17 protein-coding genes are annotated in these 20581 nt (G+C 67.7%); 7 read left to right on the forward strand and 10 right to left on the reverse strand.

Annotated elements, in window-relative coordinates:
• Positions 1-11: 11 nt before the first annotated feature.
• Positions 12-1271 carry an inorganic phosphate transporter gene (locus H609_RS0107430; RefSeq protein ID WP_018867590.1) on the forward strand — a complete coding sequence of 420 codons (1260 nt, stop codon included), beginning with the start codon at positions 12-14 and terminating at the stop codon, positions 1269-1271.
• Positions 1272-1313: 42 nt separating this feature from the next.
• Here H609_RS0107430 and H609_RS0107435 read toward each other — a convergent pair whose 3' ends face one another.
• Positions 1314-2822 (reverse strand): YdiU family protein, encoded by a 1509-nt coding sequence (locus H609_RS0107435; protein WP_028484668.1) that lies wholly within the window; start codon positions 2820-2822, stop codon positions 1314-1316.
• A gap of 145 nt (positions 2823-2967) precedes the next feature.
• On the opposite strand from H609_RS0107435, the gene H609_RS0107440 reads away from it, so the two are divergent.
• On the forward strand, positions 2968-3471 hold the full coding sequence (locus H609_RS0107440) for a hypothetical protein (RefSeq protein ID WP_018867592.1): 504 nt from the start codon (positions 2968-2970) through the stop codon (positions 3469-3471).
• A 57-nt stretch (positions 3472-3528) separates the two neighbouring features.
• Here H609_RS0107440 and argH read toward each other — a convergent pair whose 3' ends face one another.
• Entirely contained in the window at positions 3529-4977 is a 1449-nt protein-coding gene (gene argH / locus H609_RS0107445; protein ID WP_028484669.1) for an argininosuccinate lyase, read from the reverse strand.
• A 115-nt stretch (positions 4978-5092) separates the two neighbouring features.
• Here argH and H609_RS0107450 point away from each other — a divergent pair, with 115 nt between their 5' ends.
• The 4 genes from H609_RS0107450 to H609_RS0107465 all read left to right on the forward strand — a co-directional run bounded on the left by H609_RS0107450 (position 5093) and on the right by H609_RS0107465 (position 8758).
• Positions 5093-6124: a sensor histidine kinase gene (locus H609_RS0107450; protein WP_028484670.1), complete on the forward strand. Its 1032-nt coding sequence runs from the start codon at positions 5093-5095 to the stop codon at positions 6122-6124.
• Positions 6121-6843 (forward strand): LytTR family DNA-binding domain-containing protein, encoded by a 723-nt coding sequence (locus H609_RS0107455; protein WP_018867595.1) that lies wholly within the window; start codon positions 6121-6123, stop codon positions 6841-6843. Before H609_RS0107450 ends, H609_RS0107455 begins: the two co-directional genes overlap by 4 nt.
• 135 nt (positions 6844-6978) lie before the next feature.
• Positions 6979-7923, forward strand: a complete 945-nt coding sequence (hemC, locus tag H609_RS0107460; protein ID WP_081619296.1) for a hydroxymethylbilane synthase — start codon at positions 6979-6981, stop codon at positions 7921-7923.
• Between the two features lie 4 nt (positions 7924-7927).
• Positions 7928-8758, forward strand: a complete 831-nt coding sequence (locus H609_RS0107465; protein WP_028484671.1) for a uroporphyrinogen-III synthase — start codon at positions 7928-7930, stop codon at positions 8756-8758.
• A 231-nt stretch (positions 8759-8989) separates the two neighbouring features.
• On the opposite strand, the gene H609_RS0107470 is transcribed toward H609_RS0107465, so the two are convergent.
• Positions 8990-10018 carry a CDP-6-deoxy-delta-3,4-glucoseen reductase gene (locus tag H609_RS0107470; RefSeq protein ID WP_018878233.1) on the reverse strand — a complete coding sequence of 343 codons (1029 nt, stop codon included), beginning with the start codon at positions 10016-10018 and terminating at the stop codon, positions 8990-8992.
• 178 nt (positions 10019-10196) lie between these two features.
• Here H609_RS0107470 and H609_RS0107475 point away from each other — a divergent pair, with 178 nt between their 5' ends.
• Complete coding sequence (locus H609_RS0107475) at positions 10197-10784, forward strand: hypothetical protein (protein ID WP_018876800.1); 588 nt, start codon at positions 10197-10199, stop codon at positions 10782-10784.
• Here the strand turns inward: H609_RS0107475 and H609_RS0107480 are convergent.
• From H609_RS0107480 to H609_RS0107510, 7 genes are all read right to left on the reverse strand, one after another.
• The gene (locus H609_RS0107480; RefSeq protein ID WP_028484672.1) at positions 10781-11761 is read right to left on the reverse strand and encodes an alpha/beta fold hydrolase; all 981 of its coding nucleotides are present in this window, start codon (positions 11759-11761) and stop codon (positions 10781-10783) included. The two genes, H609_RS0107475 and H609_RS0107480, sit on opposite strands and share 4 nt — an antisense overlap.
• Before the next feature lie 3 nt (positions 11762-11764).
• The gene (ubiD, locus tag H609_RS0107485; RefSeq protein ID WP_018876798.1) at positions 11765-13228 is read right to left on the reverse strand and encodes a 4-hydroxy-3-polyprenylbenzoate decarboxylase; all 1464 of its coding nucleotides are present in this window, start codon (positions 13226-13228) and stop codon (positions 11765-11767) included.
• Between the two features lie 42 nt (positions 13229-13270).
• Positions 13271-14038, reverse strand: a complete 768-nt coding sequence (gene xth / locus H609_RS0107490; protein WP_018876797.1) for an exodeoxyribonuclease III — start codon at positions 14036-14038, stop codon at positions 13271-13273.
• Complete coding sequence (locus H609_RS0107495; RefSeq protein WP_028484673.1) at positions 14035-16083, reverse strand: M3 family metallopeptidase; 2049 nt, start codon at positions 16081-16083, stop codon at positions 14035-14037. The genes xth and H609_RS0107495 overlap by 4 nt, the downstream gene beginning before the upstream one ends.
• Before the next feature lie 130 nt (positions 16084-16213).
• The gene (locus tag H609_RS0107500) at positions 16214-16729 is read right to left on the reverse strand and encodes a hypothetical protein (RefSeq protein WP_028484674.1); all 516 of its coding nucleotides are present in this window, start codon (positions 16727-16729) and stop codon (positions 16214-16216) included.
• Between the two features lie 35 nt (positions 16730-16764).
• Positions 16765-19194: a DNA topoisomerase (ATP-hydrolyzing) subunit B gene (gene gyrB, locus H609_RS0107505; protein WP_018880943.1), complete on the reverse strand. Its 2430-nt coding sequence runs from the start codon at positions 19192-19194 to the stop codon at positions 16765-16767.
• A gap of 124 nt (positions 19195-19318) precedes the next feature.
• Positions 19319-20401 (reverse strand): DNA replication/repair protein RecF, encoded by a 1083-nt coding sequence (locus H609_RS0107510; protein WP_028484675.1) that lies wholly within the window; start codon positions 20399-20401, stop codon positions 19319-19321.
• Positions 20402-20581: the final 180 nt, after the last annotated feature.

Raw genomic sequence — 20581 nt, forward strand, 5'->3', positions numbered from 1 at the left:
CCGAGGACCGCATGGAATACAGCACCCTGTTGCTCGGCCTTGCAGTGATCTTCGGCCTGTTCATGGCCTGGGGCATCGGCGCCAATGACGTCGCCAATGCGATGGGTACCTCGGTCGGCTCGCGCGCGCTGACCATCCGCCAGGCGGTCTTTGTCGCCGCGATCTTCGTATTCTCCGGGGCCTGGCTCGCCGGCGGCGAGGTCACCCAGACCATCCGCAGCGGGATGGTCGACTCCAGCCTGATGGCGGACAACCCCGAACTGCTCGTGTACGGGATGCTGGCGGCCCTGGCGGCCGCCGGGAGCTGGCTCCTGGCCGCGTCCTATTTCGGCTGGCCAGTCTCCACGACCCACTCGATCATCGGGGCCATCATCGGTTTTGCCGTGGTCGGGCTGGGCTTCGAGGTCGTGCGCTGGGAGCGCGTCGGGACCATCGCGATGTCCTGGGTGGTGTCGCCCATGGTCGGCGGCATGATTGCGTTTGCCCTGTTCCGCAGTGTGCAGATCCTGATCCTGGACACCGTCGATCCGCTGAAGAACGCCAAGCGCTGGGCCCCGCTGTACATCTTCCTGACGGCCTTCGTCACCGCCCTGGTCACGATGTTCAAGGGACTGACCCATGTCGGGCTGGACCTGACGACGCTGCAGGCCTATGGCTTCGCCACCCTGGTAAGCGCGGTGGTGGTCGTGCTCGGGATGATGGCGATCCGCCGCCTGCGCTTCGACGACCCCACGGGCGTGGGCGAAGAGGGCTCCCATTTTGCCAATGTCGAGAAGGTGTTCGGCGTCCAGATGGTGGTGACCGGCTGCGCGATGGCCTTCGCCCTGGGCTCCAACGACGTCGCCAATGCGGTGGGGCCGCTAGCCGCGGTCGTGGACGTGATCCAGACCGGCGATGTGAGCACCGAGACGGTCGTGCCGATGTGGGTGCTGCTGCTGGGCGGGTTCGGGATCGTCTTCGGCCTGTTCACCTACGGCCACAAGGTCATCGCGACCGTCGGCACCGGCATCACCCAGCTCACGCCCAGTCGTGGCTATGCGGCCACGGCCGCGGCGGCGGCGACCGTGGTGCTGGCCTCGGGCACCGGCTTGCCGATCTCCACCACGCACACCCTGGTCGGCGCGATCCTCGGGGTGGGCCTGGCGCGCGGGATCGCCGCGATCAACCTGGGGCTGGTGCGGATGATCTTCCTGTCCTGGATCGTGACCCTGCCGGCCGGGGCCATCCTCGCGGTGGTCTACTTCTACATCCTGCGCGGCATCCTCGGGTAAGCTCGGGGCATTCATTCCACACCCCGCACGCATTCCGTCCGGTCAGGACGAACAACTCAGCTGGATGCCGCTGGCCCACGCCGGGGGCAGATCGGCATAGGCCTCGAACTCGGGCTGCTCGTCGAACGGCCGGGCGAGAATCCGCTGCAGGCGCTGCACCTCGGAGGGATCACCGGCCTCGGCCCGCTCGATCGCGGCCTGCGCCAGGTGGTTGCGCAGGATGTACTTCGGGTTGACCGCGTTCATCGCCGCCCGGCGCGCATCCGCCGCCCGGGCTTCCTGCGCCAGGCGTGCCTGGTAGCGCGACCACCATGCCTGCCAGGCGTCCCGATCCTCCAGTTCCGATTCCAGCTGCGCGCGCGTCTCCGCCTGCTCCAGATCCGGCAACTGGCGGAAAAAGCGGGTGTAGTCCACGCCCTCGGCCGCCATGCGGGCCAGCAGGTCCTGGATCAGGGCCTCGTCGCCTTCCTGCGCCGCCTGCAGGCCGAGTTTCGCCCGCATGCGCGCGAGCCAGGCACGGCGGTACTGCGGCTGGAAATCCTGCAGCAAGGCCTTGGCGCGCTCGATCGCCGCCTCCCGGGTAGGGTCGGCGAAGTAAATCACCAGGGTCTCGGCCAGGCGGATCAGGTTCCACTGCGCGATCTGCGGCTGCTGATCGAAGGCGTAGCGCCCGCCCTGGTCGGTGTGGTTGCAGATGTAGCCGGGGTCGAAGGCATCCATGAAGGCGAACGGACCATAGTCGATGGTCAGCCCGGCCAGACTCATGTTGTCGGTGTTCATCACCCCGTGACAAAACCCGATGGCCTGCCAGTCCGCGATCATCTCCGCGGTGCGTCCAATCACCGCCTCCAGCATCGCAGCCACCGGATCTTCGGCATCCACCAGCTCCGGATAGTCGTGCGCCAGGGCATAGTCGATCAGCTCCTGCAGGCGCGCGCTGTAGCCGTTGTAGTGGAAGTACTCGAAATGGCCGAAGCGGATGAAAGACGGCGCCGCCCGCAGCACGATGGCCCCCGGTTCGATACGCTCGCGATAGACCCGCAGACTGGAACCAAACAGCGCCACGGCCCGCGTGGTAGGCACACCCAGCGCCGCCATCGCCTCGGAGACCAGGTACTCGCGCACCGAGGACCTGACAACCGCACGACCGTCCGCCCCTCGCGAGTACCGGGTTGGTCCAGCCCCCTTGACCTGCAGTTCCCAGGTCTCGCCCCGGGCGGTTCGGATCTCGCCGAGCAGCTTGGCGCGACCATCCCCCAACTGTGGCACGAATACTCCGAACTGATGACCGGCATACACCGATGCCAGGGGTTCGGCGCCCGGCAGCTCGCTCCCCCGGGTACAGGCCCCCAACCACGGATCGCGCTCCAACGCGGCCGGGTCCAGGTCCAGGCGATCGCACATGTCGGGACTTGCGGCCAGGCAGTTGGCGCCGGGAAACGGGGCCGGGGCGGGCCGGTCATAAAAGGCCTCCGGCAACCGGGCGAAGCGGTTGATCCACTCCAGTTCCGTTTCGGGGAGGTCAGATTGTGCAGGGTCGTGGACCGACATGGGGCAGCTCGGCAGGTTGCGGTGTCAGGGGTTATCATGCGCGTCGCAACGACCCCGGTTCAGGAACCCACGGCGGTCGCACGTTCATTCCCCGGCCGGGGCCCGTGGCCACCGGCCGTCCGCATGCATCCCGGAGGCAAGCCCCGTGTCCGAACAAGACAACCCCAAGCCGCAGAACCTGAAGACCAGCGAACGCCTGGTGTGGCTCGGCTTCATGCTGTTCTTCGTGGTCGTGCTGGCGATCTACATCGCCCGCGGCAACGGTCTGGAACAGGATCTGTCGGAGGCCAACCGCGACCTGCTGCAGGCGCAGATGCAACTGCAGCAGTACACCCGCCACGAAGTCCCGCGCCCGGTGGAACTGGGTCTGACCAACGCCCACATCCAGGACCTGCAACGCCGCGGCATGGTGCGCCCGAATGAGCGCCTGGCCGACGACCTGATGCCGCAGACCGACCTGATCCCCCACGAGGCCCCGGCGGGCGAGGAATACGCCTTCCGCCGCGACGGCATCCACGTACTCAACCACCAATGGGTGCTGGCGAACTTCGAGGGTGACTCCGCGCATGGCCAGTTGCTGCTGGCCTACGAGGTCGTCCACGGCAACGTGCACTGGGAAGTGCTGGAGTCCACGCTGGATCGCAGGTAAGGCTCGCGGCGAACGGGGTCGCGCTCTCCCCGTGTCCGTCCGGCAAGGCCCTCTGCGTCAGGTATCCGCGCGGGCCAGCGCGGCCAGGTGTTCGCGCGCCGCTGCGGCCTGGCGGCGGACCTGGTCCGGGGCGGTCCCCCCGGTGAGGTTGCGCGCCGCCGCCGAGCCCTCCGGCGTCAGCACCGCGAAGACATCCTCGCCCACCGCCGGGCTGATCGCCTGCAGCTCTGCCAGCGGCAGCTCCGCCAGATCCACCCCGCGTTCCTGGGCGATGCGCACCGCCCGGCCGACCACCTCGTGGGCGTCGCGGAAGGCCACGCCCCGTCCGACCAGGTAGTCCGCCAGGTCGGTCGCGGTGGCAAAGCCCTTGCGGGTCGCGGCCAGGGTATTCTCCCGCCGCACCTCGAGGTTCGGCACCATGTCGCCGAAGGCGCGCAGCGACCCGAGCAGGGTATCGACGGTGTCGAACAAAGGCTCCTTGTCCTCCTGGTTGTCCTTGTTGTAGGCCAGCGGCTGGCTCTTCATCAGGGTCAGCAGGGACATCAGGTGGCCATAGACGCGGCCGGTCTTTCCGCGCACCAGCTCCGGCACGTCCGGGTTCTTCTTCTGCGGCATGATCGAGGAACCGGTGCAGTAGCGGTCCGGTAGCTCGATGAAGGCGAACTGGGCGCTGGTCCACAGCACCAGCTCCTCGGCCTGGCGCGACAGGTGCATCATCAGGGTCGCCGCGGCCGCGGTGAATTCGATGGCGAAATCACGATCGGAGACGGCGTCCAGGGAGTTGCGGGTCACGCCATCAAAGCCCAGCAAGTCGGCCGTGTATTCGCGATCCAGCGGATACGGCGTACCGGCCAGCGCGGCCGCGCCCAGCGGCAGGATGTTCACCCGACGACGCGCGTCACGCAGGCGCTCGGCATCGCGCTCCAGCATCTCGTACCAGGCCAGCATGTGGTGGCCGAAGGTGACCGGCTGCGCGGTCTGCAGGTGGGTGAAGCCCGGCATCACCGTCTCCGCCTCGCGTTCGGCCAGGGCGACCAGACCGTCCTGGTAGCCGCGGATCAGGCGCAGGATGTCGTCGATGCTCGCACGCAGCCACAGCCGGATGTCGGTGGCGATCTGGTCATTGCGCGAGCGCCCGGTGTGCAGCTTCTTGCCGACGTCACCGATGCGCTCGATCAGCCGTGCCTCGATGTTCATGTGCACGTCCTCGCGCCCGACCTGCCAGTCGAACGCACCGGCGGCGATCTCGTCGCGGATCGCGTCCAGCCCCTCGAGGATCTGCGCGGCCTCGGCGTCGGTCAGCACCCCGACCTTCGCCAGCATGCGTGCATGGGCCTGGGAGCCCTGGATGTCCTCGCGATACAGACGGCGGTCGAAATCCACCGAGGCGGTGAAGCGCTCGACGAAGGCATCGGTCGGCTCGGAGAAGCGTCCGCCCCACAGCTTGGCCTCGCCGGAGGCGGCGGGTGTGGCGGCTGGCTTGTCGTGCGGGGAATCCTGCGTCATGGTGCTTCCTGAAGGGACTTGGAAAGACACGGAAGTATACGGGCACAAAGGGGGGGTGAACATGGCACGACCACGTCCCCGGAACGAGGCCCGGTACCAGGGGAGCAACTGACGCATGGCCCAGGGGGACTCCGCCAGGCAGACCAACGGGGAGCTGTCGCCGCTGCCGGACTTCTGCAGCGCCGAGACGCTGCTGCGCGTGCTGATGGTGGCCGTGCTGCTGGCGCTGGCGATCGCGCTGCTGCGCGGCGGGGGGCAGGACTGGCTGTCGGCCCTGGCGCTGCACGCGCTGTTTATCTTCTGGGTGGCGCTAACCAGCCTTCTGATCCTGTGCGCCCTGAAGCGCCCGCTGCACCGGCTCCCCCTGATCGCCCAGATCGTGCTGCCGCCGCTGGTGCCCATCGCCAACACGGCCATCGTCTATGGTCTGGCGGAGGAGCTGGTGCTGGCCGACCCGGCCCTGCGCTGGCCGGTGATCGGTGTGGCGACCATCCTCAGCCTGGTGGCGATGCACTACCTCTACCTGCAGGCGGCCTGGCAGCGCGAGACCCGGGCCGTGGCCGCGGCCCGCGAACAGGCGATGCGCGCCCGCCTGCGCCCGCACTTTCTCTACAACAGCATGAACACCATCGCCGGCCTGTGCCGCAGTGACCCGGAACGGGCGGAGCAGATCACCCTGGATCTGGCGGACCTGTTCCGCGCCACCTTCGCAACCGGGGACCGCCACTCGCTGCGCGAGGAGCTGGAGCTGGTCCGCGCCTTCCTCGGGATCGAGCAGACCCGCTTCGGCGAACGCCTGGAACTGGACTGGGACTGTCCCGACCATGCCGGACTGGACGTGCTGGTGCCCACGCTGTTCCTGCAGCCGCTCGCGGAGAACGCCATCCAGCACGGGATCGCCCCGGCGCGCGGAGCGGGCCGCATCTGGGTACGCTGCCGCATGGATTCGGGCCGCGTGACGCTGATCCTCGGTAACAGCGTGGACGCGCAGGCCCGCGGCGAGGGTACCGGGACCGGCACCGAGGCCGTGCGGCTGCGGCTGCAGCACGCCTTCGGCGAGCGGGTACACTTCGAAACCGACGGGGGCGACGGGGCGTTCGAGGTCCGCATCCGGCTGCCCCTCGCGACCCGGGAGGGAACCCCATGAACGACCGCCCACTGGACTTGCTAGTCGCCGACGATGAACCCATCGCCCGCCAGCGCCTGAGCGCCCTGGCCCGGGAGCTGGGGCATCGGGTGGTGGCAGAGGCCGCGCACGCCGGTGAGGTCGAGACGCGCCTGCGAGAGCACACGCCGGATGCCCTGCTGCTCGATATCGATATGCCCGGCGAAACCGGGCTGGAGCTCGCGCGGCGCCTGCATGCCGCCGACCCGGGGCTGACCGTGATCCTGGTCACCGCCCATGATCGCTTCCCGCTGGAGGCCTTCGAGGCGGGGGTGCGCGACTATGTGCTGAAGCCGGTACGCCGCGAACGGCTGGAACAGGCGCTGCAGCGCGCGGTGCAACAGAAGCAGGGGCGGGTCGAAACCTTTCCCAACGAGGTGCATATCACGGTGGGTCGGCGCGAGGAGCGCGTCCCGCTGGAGCGGGTCGATATCTTCATCGCCGAGGGCGGCTACGTGATGGCGCGTTCCGCGCGCCTGGCGGGTTTTGTGGATGGCCGCCTGCGGGATCTGGAGAGTCTCTACGGCCCGGCGCTGTTGCGGGTGCACCGCGGCTGCCTGGCGGTGAAGGCGTCGATCAAGGGGATCGAAACCCTCGGACCTACCGACAACCGCCTGTTGTTCCACGACGACCTGGACCCGATGCCGATCAGCCGCCGCCAGCTCCCACGGGTGCGCGAGTACCTGCGCAACGGCACCTGACTACCTGGCCCGCCCCGGACGTCCGGCGGATCAAGGCCAGGGAAACGCGCGGGATTCGGGGCCGACCGCCATGATCGTTATACTAGTGCGTTTTGAACGCCCGGCCGCCCGCGCCGTGGCTCGCCCGGACAACCCATGAAGCCTGTACGCATCGCCACCCGAAAGAGCCCGCTTGCCATGTGGCAGGCGGAACATGTCGCCGCCCGCCTGCGCGCCCGCGAACCCGAGCGCCCGGTCGAACTGGTCGGCATGACCACCCAGGGCGACCGCGTGCTGGACTCGCCGCTGGCCCGGATCGGCGGCAAGGGGCTGTTCGTGAAGGAGCTGGAGATCGCGCTGTTGGAGGACCGCGCCGACATCGCGGTGCACTCGGTGAAGGACGTGCCGATGGAGCTCCCGGAGCAGCTGGAACTCCCCGTGATCCTGGACCGCGAAGACCCGCATGATGCGTTCGTGTCCAACCGCTACGCCCATGTCGACGAGCTGCCGCAAGGTGCGCGGGTGGGCTCCTCCAGCCTGCGCCGCCAGTGCCAGCTGCGGGCCCGGCGGCCGGACCTGGAGGTACGCGACCTGCGCGGCAACGTGAACACGCGCCTGGGCAAGCTGGATGCCGGCGAGTACGACGCGATCCTGCTGGCCGCGGCCGGGCTCAAGCGCCTCGGGTTCGACGAACGCATCCGCTCCTGCCTGGAGCCGGACGTCAGCCTCCCGGCGGTCGGCCAGGGGGCCATCGCCATCGAATGCCGCGCGGGCGACCGCGCGATCGGCGACCTGATTGCGCCTCTCAACGACCCCGACACCGCCGACCGCGTGCGTGCCGAACGCGCCTTCAACCGCCGTCTGGAGGGCGGCTGCCAGGTGCCGCTGGCGGCCCATGCCACGCTGGACGGTGACCAGCTGCACCTGGACGGACTGGTGGGCGCGGTGGATGGCAGCCGCCTGCTGCGCCGCCAGGTAAACGGGCCGCGCGGCGAGGCCGAAGCCCTGGGGATTCGCCTCGCGGACATGCTGCTGGAACTGGGGGCGGGTGAACTGCTCGCGGCCGCCCACCGCGAACACGGCCAGGACACGAAGGGGTAGACGCATGACCGCATCCGCAGACGAGAACGCCGTGGCCACCGAGGGTCAGGGTCCGCTGGCCGGCCTCGGCATCCTGGTGACCCGCCCGGCCGCCCAGGCCGAGCCCTTTTGCGAGGCGCTGGCGGCGGAGGCCGCAACGGTGATCCGTTTCCCCGTGCTGGAGATCCTGGCCCCCAGCGACCCCACCAACCTGCGCGAGATCCTGGAGCGGCTGGACCGCTTCGACATCGCGGTGTTCATCAGCCCGAACGCGGTGCAGCGCGTACTCAACCTGGCACTGGCGGAACGCGACTGGCCCGCGACCACGCAGATCGCCGCCATCGGCAACCGCACCGCGCAGGAGCTGAAGGGCTTCGGTCGCCCGGCGGATATCCTGCCCCCGCGGCGTTTCGACAGCGAGGCGCTGTTGGCGCAGGAGGCCATGCAGAACGTGGCCGGCAAGCGCGTGGTGATCTTCCGCGGGGACGGCGGGCGCGAGCTGCTGGGCGACACGCTGAAGGAACGCGGCGCCGAGGTGACCTTTGCCGAGGCCTACCGCCGCGGACGCCCCGAGGGCGATACCGGCGAACTGATGTATTCCTTCTCGCGCGGGCAAATCGACATCATCACCATCACCAGTGGCGAGGGCCTGCGCAACCTCTACGAGATGGTCGGCAAGCTGGGCCGCATGTGGCTGCGCAAGACCCCGCTGGTGGTCGGCAGCGAGCGCATCGCCGAGATCGCGCGGGAACTCGGCTTCAAGGCCGCGGTGGAAACCGCCGAGGACCCCACCGACACCGCCATGCTGGCCGCCGTCCACCGCCTGGCAGACCAACTACGCACGAACCGCACCTGATCATCCACCACGACAAGAGCCTTTCACAGGAAGACTGGAAGATCGGAAGGTTCTACAGCTTGGGCGTTGACCAAACGATCAACGCCTTGCAAGCACCAGCGTCAGGGAACTCTCTGATGCCCCCAAGAAATCTTCCTGTCTTCGCGTCTTCCTGTTCAGGCTTTTCGCCCTTGAATTTCTTCGTGCCTTCGTGCGCTTCGTGGTGAACAAGCCCTGCGAACGCCGGCGGGTTTACTCGGCCGGGGTGGCCGGTTCGAAGCTGTCGTAGTAGAGCTGCTCCGGCGGCAGGCCCGCGGCGCGGAAGGCCTCGCGGGCGGCGTGGATCATGGCCGGAGGCCCGGCCATGTAGACGTCGAAGCCGGACAGGTCCGGATATTCGGCGAGCACCGCGTCGTGCGGCCAGCCGCTGACCGCGGCAAAACCGGCGGCCGTCTCGGCCGGGGTATCGGACAGGACCGGCGTGAAGCGGAAATACTCGGCGTGCTCGTCCGTCATTCGGGTGAGCCAGTCCGGGGCATAGATGCCTTCCGCCCCGCGCGCGCCCCAGAACAGGTGGTGCGGCCGATCCAGCCCCTCCGCGGCCAGGTGATCCAACATACCCTTCAGCGGTCCGAAACCGGTGCCGCCGCCGACGAACAGGCGCGGCCGCGGCGATTCCTCGTCGACGAAGAAACTGCCGAGCGGGCCCTCGATGCGCAGCAGGGCCTTGGGCTTGAGCTCCTCGAACACCATGGTGGAGAAACGCCCGCCCGGCATCTGCCGCACGTGTAGAACCAGCTGGGCATCGTCATGCGGGGCGTTGGCGAGCGAGTAGCTGCGGCGGTCGCCGCCCTTCAGCAGCACGTCCAGGTACTGCCCGGCCAGGAACTGCAGGCGTTCGGTGGCCGGTAGCTGCAGGCGCAGCTCCATCACATCGTCCGCGAGGCGATTCAGCTCCGCCACACGGCATGGCAGGGTCTTGACGACGATATCCCGGGCGGCGCCGATCTCGCGCACCTCGATCTCCAGATCGTCGACCGGCACGGCCTGGCAGAACAGGGCCATGCCGTCGGCCAGTTCGGCGTCGGTGATGCCCTGCGGCCGGGTCGGTCCGTGATCGACTTCGCCCTGCAGGACCCGCCCCTTGCAGGAGCCGCAGGCGCCATTGCGGCAGCCGTAGGGAAACGCATAGCCCTGGCGCAGGGCGGCCTCGAGGACGGTCTCGTCGTCCTCGACCTCGAACACGTGGCCACTGGGCTGAATGGTGACATCGAACGCCATGGAAACCCCCGGTCGCGGAAAGCCGATCATTCTCGCCAGTAGCAAGCGGAACGCAAGCAACCGCAATCCCGCCGGGTGGCCCGGTTGGAGATCTCGCGGAAACCAGCCCTGGGGGTTTCGCCCCGCGAGCGGGTTGGGCAGAATCGGATACGTTCCACAAAAACGACAAGGGAATGCCATGCGTCATTTGCTGATTGCGGCCGGGGCCGGCCTGCTGCTCGCGACAGGCTGTGCCTCCAACGAAACCCGTTCCACCGATTCCAGCGACCGCGCGGCGGAGGCCGAGGCCGACGCCCCGGCCGCGACCGCGGATGTCCCGGCGGACGCACCGGTGATCCGGGTCGCCCATTCGGTGCCATACAGTGCCGATGCCACCATCGCCAGCAATATCCGTCAGGAGTGCAACCTGGAGGAACAGTTCTCCGAGTTCATCGCCCACTATGGCGCCGACCAGGGCCTGCGCTTCGAACGCGAGGCGAGCGTCGACCCCTCCGCCGGGGGTCAGGTACTGGTGGTGGAACTGACCGACGCGGTCAGTGGCGGCAATGCCTGGATCGGCCATCGCAAGGTCACCGAGGCCGCCGGCACGCTCTACAGCGATGGTGAGGAAGAGGCCAGCTTTACCTCGCGGCGCTTCTCCGGTGGCGGTGCGTTTGGAGGCTTCAAGGGGTCGTGCTCGGTGCTCGGCCGCACGGTGCAGGCGATGGGCCGCGATATTGCGACCTGGTCGGCGGCGCCGGAGGATGGCGCCCACCTGGGCGACTAGTCGCAGGCGGCGGGAGCCCGCGCAACCCGCGGGCCCGGTGCGTCGTCCGTCACCCGCTGCATCCAGTCGACCAGACGGGTGGCGGTGGTCGGCCAGTCCGGGGCGTGCAGGAGCAGGTGCGGCCAGTGCGGTTCGGTCCAGACCTCCGCCCGATGCCCGGGGTGCGCGCGGGCGGCGGCGCATACCGAGGGTTTCAGGATTGTCCCGTCCTGCTCGCCCCACAAATAGACTACCGGGACCGTCACGTGGTGGATGTAATCGGTGGCGTACTGCGCGAGCCAGACCACGCCGGCATAGGTATCCAACCGCACTCGACGGATGACCTGCGGGTCGTTGGCGAATCGCTCCACCGCGGCGGGATCCAGGCTGTCGGCGTAGTCGGGGTCGATGGTGAGCGTCAGGCCTCCGGCCAGGGTCTCGCCGGTGCGCACCGCGGCGTCCCAAAACCCGCGCGCGGGTATGCCGCCACGCAGGCCCGGGGCCACCGCGATCACGCCGGCGACATCGAGTTCCGGATACGTCGCGAGGCTCGCCAGTGCGGCCGAGCCCCCCATGCTCTCCCCCATCAGGAAGACGGGCCGGTCCGGATCCTCCGCGCGGGCGGCATGGACCATCGCAACCACATCCTCGATCACGGGCTGCATCCCGGGCCAGCGCCCATGCGGCTCGCTGGCGCCATGCCCGCGCTGATCCAGGGCGTGAACGCTGTACCCGCGTTCGGCCAGCCACGGACCGAGGGAGGCATACGCCCCGGCATGGTCGCGGAAGCTGTGCAGGGCGATCACGACCGCGGCCGGGGCATCGGCCGGCCAGTGGCGGATGCGGTCGGGCGCAATCGCGGTCGCGGTGGGGGTTTGCTCGGCAGAGGTTGAGTCCGCCCGCATCGAGTCACGCTCCGGGACGGCGGCACAGCCGGCCAGAGCCAGCAGCACGCCCGGCAGCAGCCAGCCACCGGCCCGGACAGCGCGGCGGCTCACGCGTCATAACCCCAGGTCATCCCAGATCTCGTCAACCCGGCGTTTCACCGCCTCGTCCATGGCGATTGGCCGCCCCCATTCGCGATCCGTCTCGCCCGGCCACTTGGAGGTGGCGTCCATGCCCATCTTCGATCCGAGCCCGGACACCGGGGAGGCGAAGTCCAGGTAGTCGATCGGGGTGTTTTCGACCAGCGTGGTATCCCGCGCCGGGTCCATGCGCGTGGTGATGGCCCAGATCACGTCATTCCATTCGCGGGTGTTCACATCGTCATCGACCACGATCACGAATTTGGTGTACATGAACTGACGCAGGAACGACCACACGCCCATCATCACGCGCTTGGCATGGCCCGGGTACTGCTTGCGCATGGAGACCACGGCAAGGCGGTAGGAGCAACCCTCGGGGGGCAGGTAGAAGTCCACGATCTCCGGGAACTGCTTCTGCAGGATCGGGATAAAGACCTCGTTCAGGGCCACGCCGAGGACGGCGGGTTCATCCGGGGGGCGGCCGGTGTAGGTGGAGTGATAGATCGGGTCGTCGCGGTGGGTAATCCGGTCAATGGTGAACACCGGGAACTCGTCGACCTCGTTGTAGTAGCCGGTATGGTCGCCGAACGGGCCTTCGGGCGCGGTGTCGCCCGGGTGGATATGCCCCTCCAGCACGAACTCGGCCGACGCCGGCACCTCGAGGTCCGAACCCATGCAACGGGTAACCTCCGTACGGCTGCCACGCAGCAGGCCGGCAAAGGCATATTCCGACAGGGTGTCGGGCACCGGGGTCACGGCGCCGAGGATGGTAGCGGGGTCGGCGCCCAGGGCTACGGCAATCGGAAACGGCTCGCCGGGATGGGCGCGGGTCCACTCCTGGAAATCCAGCGCGCCGCCACGATGCGACAACCAGCGCATGATCAACCGGTTGCGACCGATCACCTGCTGGCGATAGATGCCCAGGTTCTGGCGTGACTTCTCGGGGCCGCGCGTGACCACCAGGCCCCAGGTGATCAGTGGCCCGGCGTCCCCGGGCCAGCAGGTCTGCACCGGGAGGGTCGACAGGTCGACCGCGTCGCCTTCGATCACATGGCGCTGGCAGGCGGCCCCGCGGGTCTTCTTCGGGGCCATGTCCAGGACCTTGCGGAAGACCGGCAACTGCTCCCAGGCGGCCTTCAACCCCTTGGGCGGATCCGGCTGTTTGAGGAAGGCGAGCAGACGTCCCACCTCACGCAAAGCCTCGACCGAGTCCTCGCCCATACCCATGGCCACCCGCTCGGGAGTACCGAAGAGATTGGCCAGAACCGGGATGTCGGATCCGGTGGGGTTCTCGAACAACAAGGCCGGGCCGCCGGCGCGCAAGACGCGGTCGGCGATCTCGGTCATCTCGAGGTTCGGGTCCACCTCGCGGGTGATGCGACGCAGCTCGCCGCGCTGTTCGAGGCCGTCGATGAAATCACGCAGATCCTTGTACTTCACGGGTCGCTCCCAGTGGTCAGGCGGGCCGGTGAGGGGTCTCGGCTAGTCGGAGAATTCCGCCCAGACCGGGGCATGGTCGGAAGGACGCTCCCAGGAGCGCGGTTCGCGATCGATGCCGGCGGCCTGCAGGCGCGCCTGCAGTGGCGCGCTGGCCAGGACCAGGTCGATGCGCAGGCCGCGGTTGCGGCGGAACGACGCGGCGCGATAGTCGAACCAGGAGAACTCCGCCTCCGGCTGGTCGAAGGCGCGGAAGGTATCGACCAGGCCCAGACCGGTGAGCGCCGCCAGGGCCTCGCGTTCGGGCGTGGAGCAGAGGATGCGTTCGTGCCAGGCCTCGGGGTCGTGGACATCACGATCGTCGGGGGCAATGTTGAAGTCGCCCAGAACCACCAGATTCGGATGCCGGGCGATCTCGTCGGCCAGCCAGTCGCGCATGCGTGCCAGCCAGTCGAGCTTGTAGGCGTATTTCTCGGTGCCGACGTTCTCGCCATTGACCACGTACAGGTTGACCACGCGGATGTCGCCGATGGTGGCGGCCAGGATACGGCGCTGGGCATCCTCGAGCCCGGGCGGATCGGTGACGACCTCGGTCGCCTCGGTGCGCGACAGGATCGCCACGCCGTTGTAGGTCTTCTGGCCCGAGTACACCACCTGGTAGCCGGCATCCTGAATGGCGGCCACGGGGAAGTTCTCGTCGGTCAGCTTGGTTTCCTGCAGCGCCAGGATGTCGGTGCGCGAGCTCGAGAGCCACTCGAGCACCTGCGGCAGGCGCACCTTCAGCGAATTGACGTTCCAGCTGGCGATCTTCACGCGGCGTCCTCCAGGCCGCTGTGGCGCAACAGGGCATCGATCTCGGGATCACGACCCCGGAACGCCCGGAAGGAATCAGCGGCGGGCCGTGAGGCTCCCGCCTCGAGGATCTCGTGCAGGTAGGCGGCGCCGACTTCCGGGGAGAACAGGCCCTCTTCCTCGAAGCGGCCAAAGGCGTCCGCGGACAGGACCTCGGCCCACTTGTAGCTGTAATAGCCGGCGGCATAGCCGCCGGCGAAGATGTGGCCAAAGCCGTGGGCGAAGCGGTTGAATTCCGGCGGATGCACCACCGCGATCTCTTCCCGAACCGCCTCCAGCAGGTGCTGGATGGCGGCCGCGTCGCCCGGGGGCGGACCGGCGTGCAGGCGCATATCGAACAGGGAAAACTCGACCTGGCGCAGCAGCTGCAGGGCGGCATGGAAGTGACGCGTGCCCAGAAGACGCTGGTAGAGGTCCTCGGGCATCGCCTCCCCGGTCTCGTGGTGACGGGCAAACAGGTCCAGGGCCTCGCGCTCCCAGCACCAGTTCTCCATGAACTGGCTGGGGAGTTCCACCGCATCCCACTCGACCCCGTTGATGCCGGCGATGTCCGGTTCGTCGACGCGGGTCAGCATGTGGTGGAGTCCATGCCCGAATTCGTGGAACAGGGTGATCACCTCGTCATGGGTGAACAGGGCGGCCTTGCCGTCCACCGGGGGAGTGGAGTTGCAGGTCATGTACGCGACCGGCAGTTGGGCGCGATCACCCGAGACAAAGCGGTTGCGGCAGACATCCATCCAGGCGCCCCCGCGCTTGTTCTTGCGGGCGTAGAGATCGAAGTAGAAGCCGGCGCGTTCCGCGCCTTTCGCGTCAAAAATACGGTAGAAGCGGACATCATCATGCCAGGTCTCGACGCTGTCGTCAGGCTCGAAGCGGACCTGGAACAGGCGCTGGACCAGGCCGAACAGGCCGTTCACGGCCTGGTCGGCGGGGAAATAGGGCTTCAGCATCTCCTGGCTCAGGCCCAGGCGCCGTTCGCGCATCTTCTCCGCGGCGAAGGCCATGTCCCAGGCCTCCAGGGTCTCCAGATCGAGCTCGTCCCGCGCAAAGCTCTGCAATTCCGTGAGGTCGCGTTCCGCCCGGGGGCGTGCGCGGTGGGCAAGATCCAGCAGGAACCCTTCGACCTGTTCGGCGCTGGTGGCCATCTTGGTCGCCAGCGAACGCTCGGCATAGTGGGCGAAGCCCGTCAGGCCTGCCTTTTCGGCGCGCAGCTGCAGGATCTCGACCATGATCTCGGAGTTGTCATAGTTGCCGGCCCCCGGCCCGCGATCGGAGGCTCGCGTGGTGAAGGCCTCATAAACCCGGTAACGCAGATCGCGATCCTCGGCATGGGTCATCACCGCGAGGTAACTCGGGATGTCGAGGGTGACGACGAAGCCCGACTGATCATGGTCACGGGCGTTCTGGACCAGCATGGCACGATCCGACTCGGGGATGCCCGCCAGGGCCGCGGGATCATCGGTCTGCCAGGTCCAAGCCTGGGTGGCATCGAGCACATTCTCCTCGAAACGAGCAGTGAGCTCGGACAACCGGGCGTTGATCGCGCGCAGTCGGTCGCGCTGGGGCTCGGGAAGGTCCACGCCGCTGAGATGAAAATCGCGCAGCATGTCGTCCAGGACCTTGCGCCGGGGGGCCGGGAGATCTCCATATTCGTCGCTGTCGGCCAGGGCACGGACGGCGCGGTACAGTCCCTGATGCTGCGAAACCCAGCTGCCATAGTCGGAAAGCAGGGGCAGGCTGGCGTTGTAGGCCTCGCGGATCGCGGCGCCGTTCATCACGGCGTTCAGGTGGCCGACCGGGGACCAGACAGCGTCCAGACGGGCGTCCAGTTCCTGCAGCGGTCGGATCAGCGAATCCCAGCTTGGGCGGTCACCAGCCGATTCCACGAGACGGTCGATCTCGGTTCGATTCTCGACCAGCACGGTTTCCACCGCCGGCAGCACGTGTTCGGGTTCGATGGAGCGGAAGGCGGGCAGCCGGTCGGTCTGCAGCAGGGGATTGGACACGGTCTCTCCAGGGGTCGGGTGAGCCAGGGTCGCGCGAACCGGTCATGGCACGCGGGCGCGAGTGCCTGCGGATTATGCCATTCGGACCGCATCCCCGGGAGGGTGTTCCCCCTGGGGTTTGCGTCCCGATTCAGGATGACGAGTCGGGCGGCGGGCCGATGGGAGCGAAGGCTCGATAGCCCGCGAGGCGCGCCAGGGGGCCCAAGGCCCAGTGCCTGCGCATGGCGGAAAAGTCGGCTACCGCGGCGTTGTATCGCGCGAGGGCGTCAGTGATGGCCTGATCCAGGGCCGCAACGCGTTCCGGTGTGCGCCCGACAACCGCCGGCGGTAACTCGTTTTCTTTTGATAATTCATATAGATAGGAGTCCCACGTGGCTCGAATGCTGCGCTCGGTTCGGGCCAGCGCGGGGAGATCCCCGCGACGTCGGGCGGCCTCCTGGTCGCGGACGGCGGTCTGGACCTCGACGAGCGGATCGGGCTGGGCCAAGCCGATCATGTGCAGCAGGCCGTTGCGTTGCGTGAGCAACGTGTCGAGCCGATCCCAGGCGGAGACCACCCGGCGTTCGTGGATCGCCAGGTGGGTGTGCAGCCGGAAGCCGACGAGGCTCAGGACCACCAGCGTGAGGATGACAGCCAGGACCTCCATGCGCAGGGGCTACATTCGGGGCGAGGCGGGGCCCGTCAGATATCGACGTTCTCCGCGCTCAGCGCCCGTGTCTCGATGAAGTCGCGTCGGGGTTCGACCTGGTCCCCCATCAGGGTGGTGAAGATCTCGTCGGCCCGGATCGCGTCCTCCACGCGCACCTGCAGGAGGCGGCGGGACTCGGGGTTCATGGTGGTTTCCCACAGCTGGTCCGGGTTCATCTCGCCCAGACCCTTGTATCGCTGGGTGGCCAGGCCGCGGCGGCCTTCGTGCAGGAGCCATTCCATGGCTTCCGAGAATCCCTCGATCAGGTGGACCCGCTCGCCACGCTTCATGTAGGCGCCTTCGTCCAGCAACGCATTGAGTCGGGCGGAAAGGTCCAGCACAGCCTGGAAATCACGCGAGGCGAGCGTATCGTCGTTGATGTACTGGGACAGGGCCGCGCCGTGCTCGATCCGGTCCAGGCTCAGTTGGGCATGGCCGTCGCGGTCGGTCACCGCCCCCAGGCTGTAGCGCGTCGCGCCGGCCTTGTCGCTGGAGAGCCCCTCGAGGATGCGGCCGAACCAGGCCTGCACCTCCGGATTGGTGACGCTACGCGGCTCCGGTATGGCGTCGGCCTCGAGCATCGCCCAGAGGATGCGCGGGTCGTACATGCGGCCCAGGCGCTCGACCGCGCGGGCGGCTTTCTGGTAGCCCTTCACCAGATCCTCGAAGGCCTCGCCGGTAATGGGCGGGGCATCCGGGCTGGGATAGAGCGCGGCACCATCCAGGGCCAGAGAGATCACGATCTCGCCCATCTCGGCCTCGTCGCGCACGTATTGTTCGCGCTTGCCACGCTTGATCTTGTACAGCGGTGGCTGAGCGATATAGACATGGCCTCGTTCGATCAGCTCCGGCATCTGGCGGAAGAAGAACGTGAGCAGAAGGGTTCGGATATGGGAACCGTCCACGTCGGCATCCGTCATGATGATGATGCGGTGGTAGCGCAGCTTGTCCGGGTCGTACTCTTCCTTGCCGATACCGCAGCCCAAAGCGGTAATCAGGGTCCCGACCTCGGCCGAGCCGAGCATGCGGTCAAAACGCGCCCGTTCGACATTCAGGATCTTGCCCTTCAGCGGCAGAATGGCCTGGAAATGACGGTCCCGCCCCTGCTTGGCCGATCCGCCCGCGGAGTCGCCCTCCACCAGGTAGAGCTCGGACTGCGCCGGATCCTTCTCCTGGCAGTCGGCCAGCTTGCCGGGGAGCCCGGCGATATCCAGGGCCCCCTTGCGGCGGGTCACCTCGCGGGCCTTGCGGGCGGCCTCGCGAGCACGCGCGGCGTCCAGGACCTTCTCCGTAATCGCCTTGGCCTCCTGCGGATTCTCCAGCAGGAAGTTGTTGAGGGCGTCCGACAGCACACTCTCCACAATCGGCTTGACCTCCGAGGAGACCAGCTTGTCCTTGGTCTGGGAGGAGAACTTCGGATCAGGCACCTTCACCGACAGCACGGCCGTGAGGCCCTCGCGCATGTCGTCGCCCGCCGTGGCCACCTTAGCCTTCTTGATGAGGCCTTCGGTCTCCAGGTACTGGTTGATGGTTCGCGTCAGCGCCGCGCGGAAGCCCGCCATGTGGGAGCCACCATCGCGCTGCGGGATGTTGTTGGTATAGCAGAAGATATTCTCCTGGTAGGAGTCATTCCACTGCAGCGCCACCTCGACCGCATAGTCATCCCGCATCTGGTCGGCATAGACCACGGTGGGATGCAACGCGGTCTTCTTCTGGTTGAGATGCTCGACGAAGGCCCGAATCCCGCCCTCGAAGACGAACGTCTCCTCGCGGTTGTCGCGATGGTCGCGCAAGGTGATGCGGACCCCGGAGTTCAGGAACGACAGTTCGCGCAGACGCTTGGCCAGCACCTCGTAGTGAAAGTTGATATCGGTAAAGATCTCGGGGCTGGGTCGGAACCACACGCGGGTGCCGTGACGGTCGGTCGTGCCGGCCTCGGCCAGCGGTGCGGCGGGAACCCCGAGGTGATACGTCTGTTCGTGGCGCTTGCCGTCGCGATGGATCTCGAGGCGCAGCTCTTCCGACAGGGCGTTCACGACCGAGACACCCACGCCGTGGAGCCCGCCGGAGACCTTGTACGAGTTGTTGTCGAACTTCCCGCCGGCGTGCAGGACAGTGAGGATAACCTCGGCCGCCGACGTGCCTTCTTCCTCGTGGATATCCACCGGGATACCACGGCCGTTGTCGCTGACGGAGACCGCGTTGTCCTCGTGGATCGTGACTTCGATGCTGTCGCAGTAACCGGCCAGGGCCTCGTCGATGGAGTTATCGACGACCTCGAAGACCATGTGGTGCAGGCCCGTCCCGTCATCGGTGTCGCCGATATACATCCCGGGTCTCTTGCGCACGGCATCGAGACCCTTGAGGACACGGATCTGGGAAGAATCGTAGGCGGAGGGATCTTGGGATTCGATATCGGACATGCAGGTGGTCATCCGGCGAGTTGCAGACACGCCAGTATAGCGCAAAGACGGGGGCAACCGGTGGGCGGGCTTCGAGAGGCTACAGGAGCGTCGGGGCAGGCGGGATTCGGGAAAGAAAGAGCGATCAGGCGGGGTTGGCCGGTGTCACGCGGCCATGTTTCACGTGGAACAATTCGCCCGCGTCCGCTCCGACCAGCCCCGGCACCGCATCCTCCACGGCCGTCACCAGGATCTGCCAACCGGACTCCCTCAGTCCGGCCATCAGCCCCTCCACCGCCTCCCGGTCCAGTTCGGAGACGACATCGTCCAGCAGCACCACGGGTGCCCGACCGCACTCGCGTTCCAGCATTCGGGCCTGCCCCCCAACCAGCGCTGTCACGACCCGCTTTTGCTCCCCCCGGGAGGCCTCGGCTGCCGCCCGCCCCGCTAGCCGGAGGTCGATATCCGCCCGTTGTGGCCCGACCTGCGCGAACCCGCGCTCCTCGTCGCTGCCCCGGCTACGCTCCAGGGCCTCCCCAAGACTGCGGTCCCGATCCCACCCCATGCGAACCCGCAAGCCCAGGTCGCCCAGCCGGTCGCCAAACCCGAATCGTTCCGCTGCCTCTGCGGTGCACCCTTCCCAAGCCCCGACGTACCGCGCCCGCGCCTCGCTGATCGCCACCCCGAATTCCACCCACGGGCGTTCAAACTCCCGGGCGGCGGCCCGGTCGCCGGTGCGGAGGGCCGCATTGCGCTGATCGTGGGCGCGTTTCCAGCGTTGCCAGTTCTCACGGTATCCCGGGATTGAATGAAAACAGCCCCAGTCCAGCAGACGACGCCGCTCCTCCGGCCCCCCGGTCAGCAATTCGAACGAACCGGCATGCAGGGTGCGCACCGGCAGCCATTCGGCCACCGTCGCATGGCCCTCCATCCAGCGACCATCCAGGCGGGATCGCCGCGTCCCATCCCAGACGACGCCCAGGCGGTGCGCCCCGCCACGCCCGTCGCGGACCTCTCCGCCAACCCACAGCGACTCGCCGCCCGTACGCAATACCCGCCGCAATTGCTGCGTCCGGAACGAACGCCCCGCCGCGAGGATGTGGACGGCCTCAAGCACCGAAGTCTTTCCCGCGCCATTCGGGCCAATCAGGCGATTGATCCCCGGCCCCAGTGCCAGCGTCTGCTCCTCGAGATTCCGCACCCCCTGCCACCAGAGCGACTCCAGCACACAACCTCCAGCCTACGGAAACACGAATTCATCGACACGCTCGCGCTCGAGTCGCTTTTGCGGGCGTTTAATGCGCTGCGACGGCCGTGCAGTCATTCTGCTACAGGTGAGCCGCAACGCCGTGCGCGCGCCCGTTGTCATTAAAAACGAGCGGCCGAGCCCCTTCGTTGATTCGGTTGC

Source organism: Thioalkalivibrio sp. ALE17 (assembly GCF_000425605.1).
Classification (GTDB): Bacteria; Pseudomonadota; Gammaproteobacteria; order Ectothiorhodospirales; family Ectothiorhodospiraceae; genus Thioalkalivibrio.